The following is a 14,548-nucleotide window of genomic DNA, read 5'->3' as shown; positions in this document are numbered from 1 at the left end:
GGGTCGCGGCCCCCGGCCGTTCCGGGCGGGGACGCCCGCGACCCGCGCAACGCCCTCAGTCCGGTTTGCGGGCTCCGGGGGAGGGGTGACGGTACGACACCGCCAAGTGGACGCCGGTGAGGAGGGGGGCGCAGAGGAGGAGGCTGGCCAGGACGTCCAGGGGCCAGTGGAAGCCGCGCAGGATCAGGCCCGTCGCGGTCAGGGCGGTCAGGGCGGCGGCGAGGGGCAGGGGCCGGGCACGGCGTGCGTAGGGGGCGACGAGCAGGGCCGCGCCCACGTAGGCCGTCAGCGCGGTGGCCGTGTGGCCCGAGGGGAAGTAGCCGGCGGCCCAGGGCTCCAACGGGCCCGGCCGGGCGGTCCACTCCTTGAACGGGATGACGAGCGCCGGCACCAGGGCCATCGCCACGCCGGCCGCGAGCGGCCCGCGGCGGTCCCCGCGGCGCAGGGCGTACGCCATCGCGACCATTAGCACGGGCAGGGCGACGGGCACGTTGCCCAGATCCGCGAGGGCCTCGGTGACCCCGTCGGGGACCGTGCGCACCAGCGCGCGACTCAGGGCCCGATCGGACGTCAACAGCGGCCCGTCCACCAGGACCTGCCAGGTGATCAGGGCGAAGAGGAGGGGGCACAGGCCCACGAGGAGGAGAATGGCCGGCCGTCCCGGAACAGGGGGGATGGTTCCGGGACGGCCGCCCGGATCGGGTTGTCGCGCGCCCCGGGGGGTTTGGGGCGGACGGTCGTCCGATCGGTGAGGAGTGTGCGCGAACGCATGCCCAGTACGGCGCTGGGGAAGCCCGGTACTGGTGTCGTCCTCGGTTTCCCGCGAACGGTCTGTCTCACTCATCTGCAGAAACCGTACGCCAACGGAAGGGGGGCCGACAGCGGGAACGCGCTCCCGCCATCGGCCCCGCACAGCTTCTTCACAGTGCCCGACCGTTACCGCCGGTAGGGTCGAAATCTTACGACCGGACGTTCCAGTCGTTCGATCAGATGCCCGTGGCCGGTTGGGCCGGGGCCGGCGGCCGGAGTGTGGATCAGGCGTGCTTCACGCGTGGATCAAGCGCGGATCAGATGCCCGCGAACGCGGTCTCCAGGATGTCCAGGCCCTCGTTCAGCAGGTCCTCGCCGATGACGATCGGCGGGAGGAAGCGGAGCACGTTGCCGTAGGTGCCGCAGGTGAGGACGAGCAGGCCCTCGGCGTGGCAGGCCTTGGCGAGCGCGCCGGCCGCCTCCGGGTTCGGGGTCTTGGACGCGGGGTCCTTCACCAGCTCGATCGCGATCATGGCGCCGCGACCGCGGATGTCGCCGATGATGTCGTACTTCTCCTGCATGGCCGTCAGGCGGGACTTCATGAGGGACTCGATCTTCTTCGCCGCGGCGTTGAGGTCGAGCTCCTTCATGGTCTCGATGGAGCCGAGCGCACCCGCGCACGCCACCGGGTTGCCGCCGTAGGTGCCGCCCAGACCGCCGCCGTGGACGGAGTCCATCATCTCGGCGCGGCCCGTCACGGCGGCGAGCGGCAGGCCGCCCGCGATGCCCTTGGCGGTGGTGATCAGGTCGGGGACGATGCCCTCGTCCTCGCACGCGAACCACTGGCCGGTGCGGCAGAAGCCGGACTGGATCTCGTCGGCGACGAAGACGATGCCGTTGTCGTTGGCGAACTTCACGATCGCCGGGAGGAAGCCCTTGGCAGGCTCGATGAAGCCGCCCTCGCCGAGGACCGGCTCGATGATGATCGCGGCGACGTTCTCCGCGCCGATCTGCTTGCTGATCTGGTCGATCGCCTGGGCGGCGGCCTCGGGGCCGCAGTTCTCGGCGCCGGTGGGCCAGCGGTAGCCGTAGGCGACCGGGACGCGGTAGACCTCGGGGGCGAACGGACCGAAGCCCTGCTTGTACGGCATGTTCTTCGAGGTCAGCGCCATCGTCAGGTTCGTACGGCCGTGGTAGCCGTGGTCGAAGACGACGACCGCCTGGCGCTTGGTGTACGAACGGGCGATCTTGACGGCGTTCTCGACGGCCTCGGCGCCCGAGTTGAACAGCGCCGACTTCTTCGCGTGGTCACCCGGGGTCAGCTCGGCGAGGGCCTCGCAGACCTCGACGTAGCCCTCGTACGGCGTGACCATGAAACAGGTGTGCGTGAAGTCGGCGAGCTGCGCGGAGGCGCGGCGCACGACGGCCTCGGCGGAGGCGCCGACCGAGGTCACGGCGATGCCGGAACCGAAGTCGATCAGGCGGTTGCCGTCGACGTCCTCGATGATCCCGCCGCCCGCGCGGGCCGTGAACACGGGGAGTACGGAGCCCACGCCGCCGGCCACCGTCGAAAGGCGGCGGGCCTGCAGCTCCTGCGACTTGGGGCCGGGGATCGCGGTGACGATGCGGCGCTCCTGCGGGACAGCGGTCATAGGGGGCTCCTGGGGGGTGTTTTCGGACGCACTTGTGTCTTTGTCCGCAGGTTAGGTCCGGGGGAGGGGGTAAGGCATGCGCCGTTCGGGAGTGGTGCCGGTGTGTCCTTGTCCGTGACGGCCATAGGAACGAATGCGGCGGTGTCCGGTGGATGTCTCGTGGATCATGCCCGGCTACGGGCCGAAGGGCGGGGCCGGGCACTAGATTGAGCGCCGCAGCGCAGCGCACGGCACGGGTACGGCACGGGTAGGGGGCAGGGGTTCATGGACACCGACGGTGCGTACGAGGGACGGGCGACCCGCGCGGGGCGGGTGCCGCGGCCGGCGGGGGAGGCGGGCGGGGTGCCGCCGGTGCCGACGCGGCCTCCGGGTTCCGTGCGTGGGGCCGGTGCGGCTTCGCCCTTCGCGGACTGGCTCCGCACACCAAGGCCCACGGCGGAGCCGGGGGTGTGGCGGCGGGGTCACGTTGCCCGAGCCGACGAGGAGCCGGTGGACGCCCCCGCGCGCGCGTTGCTGAGCGGCGCCGTCATCTCCATGCTGGCCTGCGCGCTGATCTGGTCGCTCCTGAGCAACAACTACGTGCCGTACTGGAGGGTTCCGCCTCGCTTGGTCACCCCGAATGACTGGTGGCCCCCCCTGGGGCGGGATCCGATGCTCGGCACGGCGGGTGATGCCGCCATGCGGGTGTACGAAACGTTGGTCGTGGCAGGCCTGCTCTACGGATTCGGCAAACTCGGCGCGTGGCCGACCGTCTGGCGGCGGCTGGTCGTCACTCGCGGCCGACCGTTCCAAGGATTTGCCGCAGCGCTGGGCGCCCTGATCACCATCGCGCTCGTAGCGGGCGATGTCGTACCGCTGCGGAGTCTCGTCTTCTCCGTACTGCCGGTGGAAGGCGTCGGCCGGGAACGTTCCCAGTTTCTCGTGGACAGCGCCCAAACCGCCATCTATGTGCTGGTCGTCCTGTTCTTCGCCTGGTGGGGCCTCTACCGGCCGAAAGCCGCCCCGGCGATCGACGCTCAAGGAAGCCGACAGGCTCCTCCCGGCGAACCCGATGCGTCCGAGGATCCATCACGGTGGCCACAGGTTCGGCGGGAAGGGCTTGGGGACGTTGCCGATCGGCTTGAGGGGGAAGTGGTCGGCGGGCGGATGAACGATGTCGACTACGCGCGGATTCGGCGGGCCTGGGAGTCCGTGCGGGTGGATCCGTCGCGGCGGCAGGCGTTCGCCGAGGCCGTGCGGGACAACGGGGCCGGGGCCTGCGTGCACCCGTCCGGGGCGCGGGACCTGCCCGTGCGGGCGGCGCGGCACGACCTGCTGGTGGGGCAGGTGCTGCTCGGGACCGTCGAGGACGGCGAGCGCAACCCCTACGCGCGCCGCGGCACCGCCCTCGCCCTCGATCCCGGGGTGCTCGGGACCTCCCTGCTCGCCGTCGGCCCCTCCGGCAGCGGCAAGACCTCCCGGCTGGTGAGGCCGGTCGTGGAGAGCCTCGCCCTGCAGGCGCTGGCCGGGCAGGTCGCGGTCGTCGCCGTCGGCGCGGCCGGGGCCGAGCTCGGGCCCGACGCGGCGTACGACGTCGTCGTGCGCATCGGGGATCCCGGCTCCCTCTACGACCTCGACCTCTACGGCGGCGCCGCCGACCCCGACGAGGCCGCCACACTCCTCGCCGAGGCCCTCGTCGGGGACGTTCCCGGTGTCGACGTGCGCCGCGCCGCCACCGCGCTCGCGCAGCTGCTGGGACCGTTCCACGCCGCCCACGGCCGGTTCCCCGCCGTGCCCGAGCTGCGCGAGCTGCTCGACGGGCTGCCGCCCGCCCTCGCCGCGCTCCGCCGCGCGCTGGAGGACGCCGAGGGCGCCGGGCGGCCCGCCATGCTCCGCGAGCTCGACGCCCGGAGCCGTCAGCACGGCGCCCACGGCGACCCCGGCCCGGCCCTCGCCGACCGGCTCGCCCTGCTCGACCGGCCCGCCTTCGCCGGGTTCTTCGACACCAGCGGCCAGAGCCGGCCCTTCTCCATGCGCGCCCTGGAGCACCCGGTCCGGGTCCGCGTCGACCTGCCCGAACGCGGGCACGCCGATGCCTCGCGAATGCTGTCCCGGCTGCTCCTCGCCCAGTTCAACGCGGCCGCCGCGGCCCGCGCCGACCGCTCGCTCTTCGCCTTCCTCGCCCTCGACGACGCCTCGCACACCCTGACCCCAGAGACCGTGCGCGGCGTCCAGCGGCTGCGGTCCGCGAACGCCGGGGTGCTGCTGACGCTGCGCACCCTGGACGACGTACCGGAGGCCCTGCGCACCCCGCTGCTCGGCGCCGTCGGCTGCCGGATGGCCTTCTCCGGGGTGACCACCTGGGACGGCAAGCGCTTCGCCGAGGCCTGGGGCACCGAGTGGGTCGAGACCCGCGACGTGACGCACCGGACGGTCTTCGCCGACCAGCCGCTGACCCGGGCCATCCACGCCTTCCGCAAGCTCGTCACCGGCAAGGCCGTCACCACGGACGCGGTGACCGTGCGCCATGTGGAGCGCGAACGCTGGTCGGCCTCCGACCTCGCGCACGCCGTACCGCCCGGCTGTGCGGTGCTGTCCTTGACCTCCGTACGCGGGGAACGGGCCGCTCCGTTGCTGCTGCGGTTGGCCGGGAGGGGCTGAGCGGACCCGTACGGGGTGGCAGAATCGAGTGGGGTGCTTCATACGACACGGCGAAAAACCCCGATGCCCGCCCCACCCCGCGGGCCCCGCTCCTCCCCCCGATCCCGCCCCTCCCCCTCCCGCGTAAGGCACCTGGTACCCGATGCCGCTCACCCTCGCCTCGCTCGTCCAGCACTCGGCGCTCAAGCTCAGCGTCCGGGCCGGGGAGACCCGTCTCGACACGCCCGTGCGCTGGGCCCACGTCAGCGAGCTGGCCGACCCCGTCCCCTACATGGAGGGCGGCGAGCTGCTGCTGGTCACCGCCATGAAGCTGGACGCGGACGACCCCGAGGAGATGCGCCGCTACGTACGCCGCCTCGCGGCCGCCGGCGTCGTCGGCATCGGCTTCGCCGTCGGGGTGAACTACGACGCCGTCCCCGACGCGCTCGTCGAGGCCGCCCGGGAAGAGGACCTGCCGCTGTTGGAGGTGCCGCGCCGGACCCCGTTCCTGGCCATCAGCAAGGCCGTCTCCGCCGCCCTCGCCGCCGACCAGTACCGGGCCGTCACCGCCGGCTTCGAGGCGCAGCGCGAACTGACCCGGGCCGCCCTGTCCGCCGACGGGCCCGCCGAACTGCTGACGAAGCTCGCCGCGCACGTCCACGGCTGGGCCGCGCTGTACGACACCTCCGGCGCGGTCGTGGCCGCCGCCCCCGACTGGGCCGCGCGCCGCGCCGCCCGGCTGACCCCCGACGTGGAGCGGCTGCGCGAGCGGCCCGCGCCCGCGAGCGCGGTCGTGGGCGGCTCCGACGACCGGGTGGAACTGCAGTCCCTGGGCACCGGACGCCGGGCCCGGGGCGCGCTCGCCGTCGGTACGGGCGCCCCGCTGGGCACCGCCGAGCGGTACGCGGTGCACTCCGCGGTCGCCCTGCTGACCCTGACCACGGAACGCTCCCGCTCGCTGCACGACGCGGAGTCCCGACTCGGCGCGGCCGTGCTGCGGATGCTGCTGGAGGGGCAGGCCGAGCACGCCCGGGCCGTGGCGGGGGACCTGTACGGGGCGCTGCTGGAAGCGCCGTTCCGGATCGTCACCGCCGAGCCGGCGCTGCCCGGGACCGCCCAGCCCGAGGGGCTCGCGCTGCTCGCCGACGCCGTGGAGTCGGCGGCGGCCCGGACCGGTGAGACGCTGCTCGTCGTTCCGGGGGACGGCCGCCTCGTGGTGCTCGCGGCCGACGGCGGATCCGCCGTACAGGCGTGCGTCGACCACGCGGAGGCGCTGGAGGCCCGGCGCGGCCGGGACACGACCGGCCCCGAGCCGGACGAGCTGGTGGTGGGCCTGTCCGCGCCGGCGGCCGCCACGGGCGTGGCCGCCGCCGTCAAGCAGGCCGACCAGGCCCTCGCCGTGGCCCGTCGCCGGGGACGGCCGATGGTGGAGCACGAGGACCTCGCGGCGGGCTCGGTCCTGCCGCTGCTCGCGGACGACGCCGTACGGGCCTTCGCGGACGGCATGCTGCGGGCCCTGCGGGAGCACGACGCGACCGGTCGCGGCGACCTGGTGGCCTCGCTCCAGGCGTGGCTCTCCCGGCACGGCCAGTGGGACGCCGCCGCGGCCGACCTGGGGGTCCACCGGCACACGCTGCGGTACCGGATGAAGCGGGTCGAGGAGATCCTCGGGCGCTCCCTGGACGACCCGGACGTCCGGATGGAACTCTGGCTCGCCCTGAAGGCGGCCACCCCGGCCGCCTGAGCCCGACCGACCTGCCCGACGACGGACCCGGCGCGCACGGGTCCGTCCGATCCGCGACACTGACAAACCGGCGAAGCCGGACAGGTCGCCGCTCCACGCCGGATAAACAACGAAACCCCGACGGCGTCCTACCGTGGTGGGGACAGGACCCGCCTCCGGCTGCCGCTGCGAGGTACCCCCCGCACAACCGAAGGGCCGGGATTCGCATGACCTCCACCCACGCCTTCTGGCTCGCCGGCCGCGAGGCCTCCGGCGAGGACAGCTTCGACGTCCACAACCCGTGGGACGGCCGGCTCGTCGGTACCGTCAGCGTGCCGACCGACGCCCAGGTCGAAGAGGCCGTGGCCGCGGCGCACGCCGTGACGGCGGAGTTCTCCGCCACCCCCGCCCACGTTCGCGCGGCGGCCCTGGACCACGTGTCGCGCCGGCTCGCCGAGCGCACCGAGGAGATCGCCCAGCTGATCTCCGCCGAGAACGGCAAGCCGGTCAAGTGGGCCCGCGGCGAGGTCGGCCGTGCGGTGTCCGTGTTCCGCTTCGCGGCCGAGGAAGCCCGTCGCTTCAACGGCGGAGAGGCCCAGCGCCTGGACACCGACGCCGGTGGCGTCGGCCGGCTGGCCCTGACCCGTCGCTTCGTCAAGGGTCCCGTCCTCGGCATCGCGCCGTTCAACTTCCCGCTGAACCTGTGCGCCCACAAGGTGGCCCCGGCCATCGCCGTCGGCGCGCCGATCATCCTGAAGCCGGCCCCGGCCACCCCGCTCTCCGGTCTGATCCTCGGCGAGCTGCTCGCCGAGACCGACCTGCCGGCCGGCTCCTGGTCGGTCCTGCCGGTCGCCAACGAGAAGATGCCGGCCCTGGTCAAGGACGAGCGGCTGCCCGTCATCTCCTTCACCGGTTCCGACACCGTCGGCTACGCCATCCAGCAGTCGGTGCCGCACAAGCACTGCACCCTGGAGCTCGGCGGCAACGCCGCGGCCGTCGTCCTCGCCGACTGGTCCTCCGAAGCCGACCTCGACTGGGCCGCGACCCGCATCGCGACCTTCTCGAACTACCAGGCCGGCCAGTCCTGCATCTCCGTGCAGCGCGTGATCGCCGACGCCTCCGTCTACGACCGCCTCGCCGAGAAGGTCGTCGCCAAGGTCCGCGAGCAGGTCACCGGTGACCCCTCCGACTCCGCCACCGACGTCGGCCCGCTGGTCTCCGAGGACGCCGCCAAGCGCGTCGAGACCTGGGTCGACGAGGCCGTCGCCGCCGGCGCGAAGCTGCTCACGGGCGGCAAGCGCGACGGCGCCACCGTCGAGCCGACCGTCATCGCGGACGTCCCGGCCGGCGTGAAGCTCGCCACCGAAGAGGTCTTCGGCCCCGTCCTGACCCTGCTGCGCGTCGAGAACACCGACGAGGCCTTCGCCGCCGTCAACGACTCGAAGTTCGGTCTCCAGACCGGCGTCTTCACCCGCGACATCCAGGTCGCCTTCCGCGCCCACCGCGAGCTGGAGGTCGGCGGCGTGATCATCGGCGACGCCCCCTCCTACCGGGCCGACCAGATGCCGTACGGCGGCGTCAAGCAGTCCGGCGTGGGCCGCGAGGGCGTCCGCTACGCGATGGACGACTACACCTACGAGCGCGTCCTGGTCCTCACCGGCCTCGACATCTGATCTCGTACGGTCCCAGACCGACGGCCGGAGCCTACTGTGCGGGGGCTCCGGCCGTCCCCTTTCTCCCGGGCGGCCCGCGCGGACGCCCGGACGGCCCACGCGGCCTTTTCCCCGGGCCCGGAACCGGGTACGACTCACAGGTAGCACCGATCGGTAGTGTCCCGATGCGGCGAGGTGAGTACCCGGATGTCCGCAACACAGCCCGTACAGCCCGTACAACCCGTACAGCCCAAGGTGACCGAGCGCGAGGCGCGGCGGGTCGCGGAAGCGGCCCGAGAGCAGGACTGGCGCAAGCCCAGTTTCGCCAAGGAGCTCTTCCTCGGCCGGTTCCGGATCGACCTGATCCACCCCCGTCCACTCCCCGCCGACGAGGACGTCCGGCGCGGCGAGGCCTTCCTGGCCCGGATGCGGGAGTTCTGCGAGGCGATGCTCGCCGACGGGACCGCCGCCCGCATCGAACGGGAGGCGCGGATCCCCGACGAGACGGTCCGCGGGCTCAAGGAGCTCGGCGCCCTCGGCATGAAGATCGACCCCCAGCACGGCGGCCTCGGCCTCACCCAGGTCTACTACAACAAGGCGCTCGCCCTCGTCGGTTCGGTCAGCCCGGCCATCGGGGCCCTGCTCTCCGCCCACCAGTCGATCGGCGTGCCCCAGCCGCTGAAGATGTTCGGGACGCGGGAGCAGAAGGACGCCTACCTGCCGCGCTGCGCCACCACCGCCATCAGCGCCTTCCTGCTCACCGAGCCCGACGTCGGCTCCGACCCGGCGCGCCTGGCCACCACGGCCGTCCCGGACGGGGAGGACGCGTACGTCCTCGACGGGGTGAAGCTGTGGACCACCAACGGGGTCGTCGCCGACCTGCTCGTGGTGATGGCCCGCGTCCCGAAGAGCGAGAACCACCGCGGCGGGATCACCGCCTTCGTCGTCGAGGCCGACTCGCCGGGCATCACCGTCGAGCACCGCAACGCCTTCATGGGCCTGCGCGGCCTGGAGAACGGCGTCACCCGGTTCCACGGCGTCCGGGTCCCGGCCGCCCAGCGGATCGGCGCCGAGGGCGCCGGCCTCAAGATCGCGCTGACCACGCTGAACACCGGCCGGCTGTCGCTGCCGGCGATGTGCGTCGGCGCCGGCAAGTGGTGCCTGAAGATCGCCCGGGAGTGGTCCGGGGTCCGTGAGCAGTGGGGCCGCCCGGTCGCCCGGCACGAGGCCGTCGGCGCCAAGATCTCCTTCATCGCCGCCACCACCTTCGCCCTCGAAGCGGTCGTCGACCTGGCCTCCCAAATGGCCGACGAGGACCGCAACGACATCCGCATCGAAGCGGCCCTCGCCAAGCTGTACGGATCCGAGATGGCCTGCCTGATGGCCGACGAACTCGTCCAGATCCGCGGCGGCCGCGGCTTCGAGACCGCCGAGTCGCTCGCCGCGCGCGGCGAACGCGCCGTCCCCGCCGAGCAGATGCTCCGCGACCTGCGGATCAACCGGATCTTCGAGGGCTCCACCGAGATCATGCACCTGCTCATCGCCCGCGAGGCCGTCGACGCCCACCTCGCCGTCGCGGGCGACATCATCGACCCCGAGAAGGACCTCGGCGACAAGGCCAGGGCGGGCGCCCGCGCGGCCGGCTTCTACGCCCGCTGGCTGCCCCAGCTGGCCACCGGCGCCGGTCAACTCCCGGGCACCTACCGCGCGTTCCATCCGCCCGGCCATCCCGACCTGGCGACCCACCTGCGGTACGTCGAACGCTGCTCCCGCAAACTCGCCCGCTCCACGTTCTGGGCGATGTCCCGCTGGCAGGGCCGGATGGAGACCAAGCAGAACTTCCTCGGCCGGATCGTCGACATCGGCGCCGAACTCTTCGCGATGAGCGCGGCCTGTGTGCGCGCCGAACACCTCAGGGCGGCCGACGAGCACGGCCGCGAGGCCTACCAGCTCGCCGACGCCTTCTGCCGGCAGTCCCGGATCCGCGTCGAGGAGCTCTTCGGCCGGCTCTGGTCCAACACCGACGACCTCGACCGCAAGGTCGTGGAGGGGGTCCTCGGCGGCGCCTACGCCTGGCTGGAGGAGGGCGTCCTCGACCCCTCCGGCGACGGACCCTGGATCGCGGATGCCACACCGGGCCCGTCGGTGCACGAAAACGTCCACCGCCCCCTACGCTGACCTGCCATCATCGGCAGTAGCCCGGACTGATGTGCGACCCCGGGCGCGGGTACGAGCGCGAGGCGGGCGAGGACGATGCCGACGGCCGAGGAGGACCGGGTCAGCAGACGGCTGGCCCGGTGCGTGGCGCACCTGGTGCGCCACGCACCGCAACAGGTGGTGGGCGAGCTGCTCGACCGGCTCGACGAACCCACGCGCAAGTACCTGTGCCGCGACCAGTGGCTGCCCGCCTCGGCCGTCACCCTGCTGTTGCGCGGGGGAGCCGAGGCGGACCGGCACTACATCGCCCGCAACCCCCACGTCGTCGGCCGCCCGCTGCCGGGTCTGCCCGGACCGGCCCGGTACGCCGCCCGCCCCGGCCCGTCCCCGGAACTGCTCCGGGCGGCAGGGCCGGGCCCCTTCGACTCCGCCGCGCTGATCGCCCTGCTGCGCCGGCACGCCCGCCGGCCCCGGGTCCCGCTCACCCTGCTCGGCATGCCGCACGAGCTCGACCCGGAGCAGCTGCTGCGCGAGCACGCCCGTGCTCCGCTGCCGCCGGGGGCCGTGGAGGCCCTGATGCTGGCGGCCGGGCTGCCCCGGGAGGCCTGCCGGGCGCTGCTCGACGCCCGCGCGGGGGACCCGTACGGGCGCCACTGGTACCGGCCCGCCGTGCGCGCGGTCCGGACCGGGCTGCTGACCTGCGACGAGCTCGTCGCCCATGTGGCCCCCGCCGCCCGGACGCTGCTGCTGGGGCACCTGCCCGTCACGCGCGGGCTGCGCTGGAGCCTGCCCGAGCAGGCCGAGATGCAGTCGGCGGTGCAGCGGGCCCTGCGGCCCGCGCTGGGGGAGGACCCGCGACTGTGGGCCGAACTGCCGCGCCGGGCCCCCGGATACCGCGGCACCCTGCCCGAGCTGGCGGCGGAGCTGGCCGCGAACTCACTGCCCCCGCTGGGCCTCGTACGGCACGACCCCGCGCTGGGCCGGGCCGTGCGCCGGCTCGCCCCCGACACGGCCACGTCCGAGCCGACCGGCGGTTGGGAGCGGGAGCTGGCCCTGGTGAGCCTGGCCGTCCCGATGGAGACCGTCGAGGAGGACGTCCGCTGGGTCCGGGACTGCCTGGACCGCGGCCTGATCACCGGCGCCGACGTGGTCCGGCACAAGGTCCCCGCCTGCTGGGCGCTGGACGAGGACCAGTGGCTCGGCGACATCGGCCACCCCGACCGTCACGACCGGCCCGCCGCCGTCCTCGCCGCCCGGGCGGAGGCCGACCGACTGTTCGACGCCGCGCTCGGAACCGACCCGCGGGCCTGGTGGCGGACGGCCCGGGCGCTCCCCGACTTCGCCGGGACGCTCCCCGAACTCCTCGCCCGCGTCACCGACGGGGACTCCGTGTCCAAGCGCTCCTGAGTTGCGGCCACAATGGGGGGCATGACCGACAGTCCAGCCCCCCTCGCCGACCCGCACCTCCTCTTCGACGCCTCGGCCGGCCGCCGGGACATCGTCATCCTCGGGTCGACCGGGTCCATCGGCACCCAGGCCATCGATCTCGCCCTGCGCCACCCGGACCGCTTCCGCGTCACGGCGCTGTCCGCCGCCGGTGGGCGCGTCGGGCTGCTCGCCGAGCAGGCGCGGCTGCTGCGGGTGCGGACGGTGGCCGTCGCCCGCGAGGACGTCGTACCGGCCCTGAAGGAGGCGCTCGGGGCCCAGTACGGACCGTCCGAGCCGCTGCCCGAAATCCTGGCCGGGCCCGACGCGGCCGCCGAGCTGGCCGCCTCGCCGTGCCACACCGTCCTCAACGGCATCACCGGATCCATCGGCCTCGCGCCCACCCTCGCCGCCCTGCGGGCGGGCCGGACCCTGGCCCTGGCCAACAAGGAGTCGCTGATCGTCGGCGGTCCGCTGGTCAAGGCCCTCGCGAAGCCCGGGCAGATCATCCCGGTGGACTCCGAGCACGCGGCGCTCTTCCAGGCCCTGGCCGGCGGCACCCGCGCCGACGTCCGCAAGCTCGTCGTCACCGCCTCCGGCGGCCCCTTCCGCGGCCGCACCCGCGCGGAACTGGCCGGGGTCACCGTCGAGGACGCGCTCGCGCACCCGACCTGGGCCATGGGCCCGGTGATCACCGTGAACTCGGCGACCCTGGTCAACAAGGGACTGGAGGTCATCGAGGCGCACCTGCTCTACGACATCCCCTTCGAGCGCATCGAGGTCGTCGTCCACCCGCAGTCCTACGTGCACTCCATGGTCGAGTTCACGGACGGCTCCACCCTCGCCCAGGCCACCCCGCCCGACATGCGCGGCCCCATCGCGATCGGCATCGGCTGGCCCGAACGGGTTCCGGACGCGGCCCCCGCCTTCGACTGGACCAAGGCGTCGACCTGGGAGTTCTTCCCCCTGGACACCGAGGCCTTCCCCGCGGTCGGCCTGGCCCGCCACGTGGGCACCCTGGGCGGCACGGCCCCCGCGGTGTTCAATGCGGCGAACGAGGAGTGCGTGGAGGCGTTCTTGGCCGGTCGGCTGCCGTTCACAGCAATCATGGATACGGTCTCTGCCGTGGTCGATGAACACGGCGTGCCGCGAGCGGGAACCTCGCTGAGCGTCGCGGACGTCCTGGAAGCGGAGACCTGGGCCAGGGCCCGGGCACGGGAGATGGCGGCTCGCGCCGCCGTGGAGGCGAGCGCATGACGATACTGCTGACCTTGATCGGTGTGGTCGTCTTCGTGGTCGGCCTGCTCTTCTCGATCGCCTGGCACGAGCTCGGTCACCTCTCCACGGCCAAGCTCTTCGGCATCCGCGTGCCCCAGTACATGGTCGGCTTCGGCCGGACCATCTGGTCGCGCCAGAAGGGCGACACCGAGTACGGGATCAAGGCCATCCCGATGGGCGGCTACATCCGCATGATCGGGATGTTCCCGCCCGGCGAGGACGGCAAGGTCACCGCCCGCTCCACGTCGCCGTTCCGGTCGATGATCGAGGACGCCCGTTCGGCGGCCTACGAGGAGCTCCAGCCCGGCGACGAATCGCGGCTCTTCTACACGCGCAAGCCGTGGAAGCGCGTGATCGTGATGTTCGCGGGCCCCTTCATGAACCTGGTGCTCGCCCTCGCGATCTTCTTCGGCGTCTGGATGACCTTCGGGATCAACCGCACCACCACCCAGGTCGCCACCGTCTCGCCCTGCGTGATCCAGCAGAGCGAGAACCGGGAGGTGTGCAAGGACAGCGACCCGGTCGCGCCGGCCAAGCTGGCCGGCCTCACGGCCGGTGACCGCATCGTCGCCTTCGACGGCCGCGAGGTCGCCGACTGGTCCGCCCTGCAACAGCGGATCCGCGACACCGTCGGACCCGCCACCGTCACCGTCGTGCGCGACGGCCGCGAACTGACCCTGCCGGTCAACCTGATCGAGAACAAGGTCGCCCGGACCGACGGGCACGGCGGCTACGTCAAGGGCGAGTACGTGACGGCGGGCTGGCTCGGCTTCAGCCCGAAGACGGAGGTCGCGGCCCTCGGTTTCGGCGAGTCCGTGGACCACATGGGCGAGATCGTCGAGGGCAGCGTGCAGGGCCTGATCCAGCTCCCCGCCAAGATCCCGGCCCTGTGGGACGCGGCCTTCGGCGGCGCCGAACGCGAGCAGGACTCCCCGATGGGCATCGTCGGAGCGGCCCGCATCAGCGGCGAGATCGCGACCCTGGACATCCCGGGCGAACAGCGCATGTCGATCATGCTGAACGTCCTGGGCATGTTCAACCTCTCGCTCTTCCTGTTCAACATGCTGCCCCTGCTGCCCCTGGACGGCGGGCACATCGCCGGCGCCCTGTGGGAGTCCCTGCGGCGCAACGTGGCACGGCTCCTGCGGCGCGCCGACCCCGGCCCGTTCGACGTGGCACGGCTGATGCCCGCCGCGTACGTGGTCGCCGGGCTCTTCGTCTGCTTCACGCTGCTGGTCCTCGTCGCGGACGTGGTGAACCCCATCAAGATCACCTAGCCGCCGCCGCACTAC

9 protein-coding genes are annotated in these 14,548 nt (G+C 73.2%); 7 read left to right on the top strand and 2 right to left on the bottom strand.

Annotated features, from left to right (window positions below):
• Positions 1 to 55 precede the first annotated feature (55 nt).
• A complete protein-coding gene (locus ACZ4XJ_RS18850) occupies positions 56 to 637 on the bottom strand; it encodes a phosphatase PAP2 family protein (RefSeq protein ID WP_362875937.1) in 582 nt (193 codons plus the stop codon).
• A 430-nt stretch (positions 638 to 1,067) separates the two neighbouring features.
• Positions 1,068 to 2,402, bottom strand: a complete 1,335-nt coding sequence (gene gabT / locus ACZ4XJ_RS18845; protein WP_362875938.1) for a 4-aminobutyrate--2-oxoglutarate transaminase — start codon at positions 2,400 to 2,402, stop codon at positions 1,068 to 1,070.
• 264 nt (positions 2,403 to 2,666) lie between these two features.
• Between gabT and ACZ4XJ_RS18840 the strand changes: the two genes are divergently transcribed.
• The 7 genes from ACZ4XJ_RS18840 to ACZ4XJ_RS18810 all read left to right on the top strand — a co-directional run bounded on the left by ACZ4XJ_RS18840 (position 2,667) and on the right by ACZ4XJ_RS18810 (position 14,533).
• Positions 2,667 to 5,042, top strand: a complete 2,376-nt coding sequence (locus tag ACZ4XJ_RS18840; protein WP_468496782.1) for an ATP/GTP-binding protein — start codon at positions 2,667 to 2,669, stop codon at positions 5,040 to 5,042.
• A gap of 142 nt (positions 5,043 to 5,184) precedes the next feature.
• On the top strand, positions 5,185 to 6,765 hold the full coding sequence (locus ACZ4XJ_RS18835) for a PucR family transcriptional regulator (RefSeq protein WP_362875940.1): 1,581 nt from the start codon (positions 5,185 to 5,187) through the stop codon (positions 6,763 to 6,765).
• A 206-nt stretch (positions 6,766 to 6,971) separates the two neighbouring features.
• On the top strand, positions 6,972 to 8,417 hold the full coding sequence (locus tag ACZ4XJ_RS18830; protein WP_362875941.1) for an aldehyde dehydrogenase family protein: 1,446 nt from the start codon (positions 6,972 to 6,974) through the stop codon (positions 8,415 to 8,417).
• Between the two features lie 186 nt (positions 8,418 to 8,603).
• Positions 8,604 to 10,574, top strand: coding sequence for an acyl-CoA dehydrogenase family protein (locus tag ACZ4XJ_RS18825; protein ID WP_468496781.1), 1,971 nt, complete (start codon positions 8,604 to 8,606; stop codon positions 10,572 to 10,574).
• A gap of 75 nt (positions 10,575 to 10,649) precedes the next feature.
• Positions 10,650 to 11,960, top strand: coding sequence for a hypothetical protein (locus ACZ4XJ_RS18820; protein ID WP_468496780.1), 1,311 nt, complete (start codon positions 10,650 to 10,652; stop codon positions 11,958 to 11,960).
• A 12-nt stretch (positions 11,961 to 11,972) separates the two neighbouring features.
• Positions 11,973 to 13,235: a 1-deoxy-D-xylulose-5-phosphate reductoisomerase gene (gene dxr / locus ACZ4XJ_RS18815; RefSeq protein ID WP_362875944.1), complete on the top strand. Its 1,263-nt coding sequence runs from the start codon at positions 11,973 to 11,975 to the stop codon at positions 13,233 to 13,235.
• Positions 13,232 to 14,533 (top strand): M50 family metallopeptidase, encoded by a 1,302-nt coding sequence (locus ACZ4XJ_RS18810; RefSeq protein WP_362875945.1) that lies wholly within the window; start codon positions 13,232 to 13,234, stop codon positions 14,531 to 14,533. The genes dxr and ACZ4XJ_RS18810 overlap by 4 nt, the downstream gene beginning before the upstream one ends.
• Positions 14,534 to 14,548 lie beyond the last annotated feature (15 nt).

The organism is Streptomyces sp. NPDC029836 (assembly GCF_055574495.1).
The sequence above is the reverse complement of the archived record's forward strand: the minus strand, read 5'-3'. Positions and strand labels throughout refer to the sequence as shown.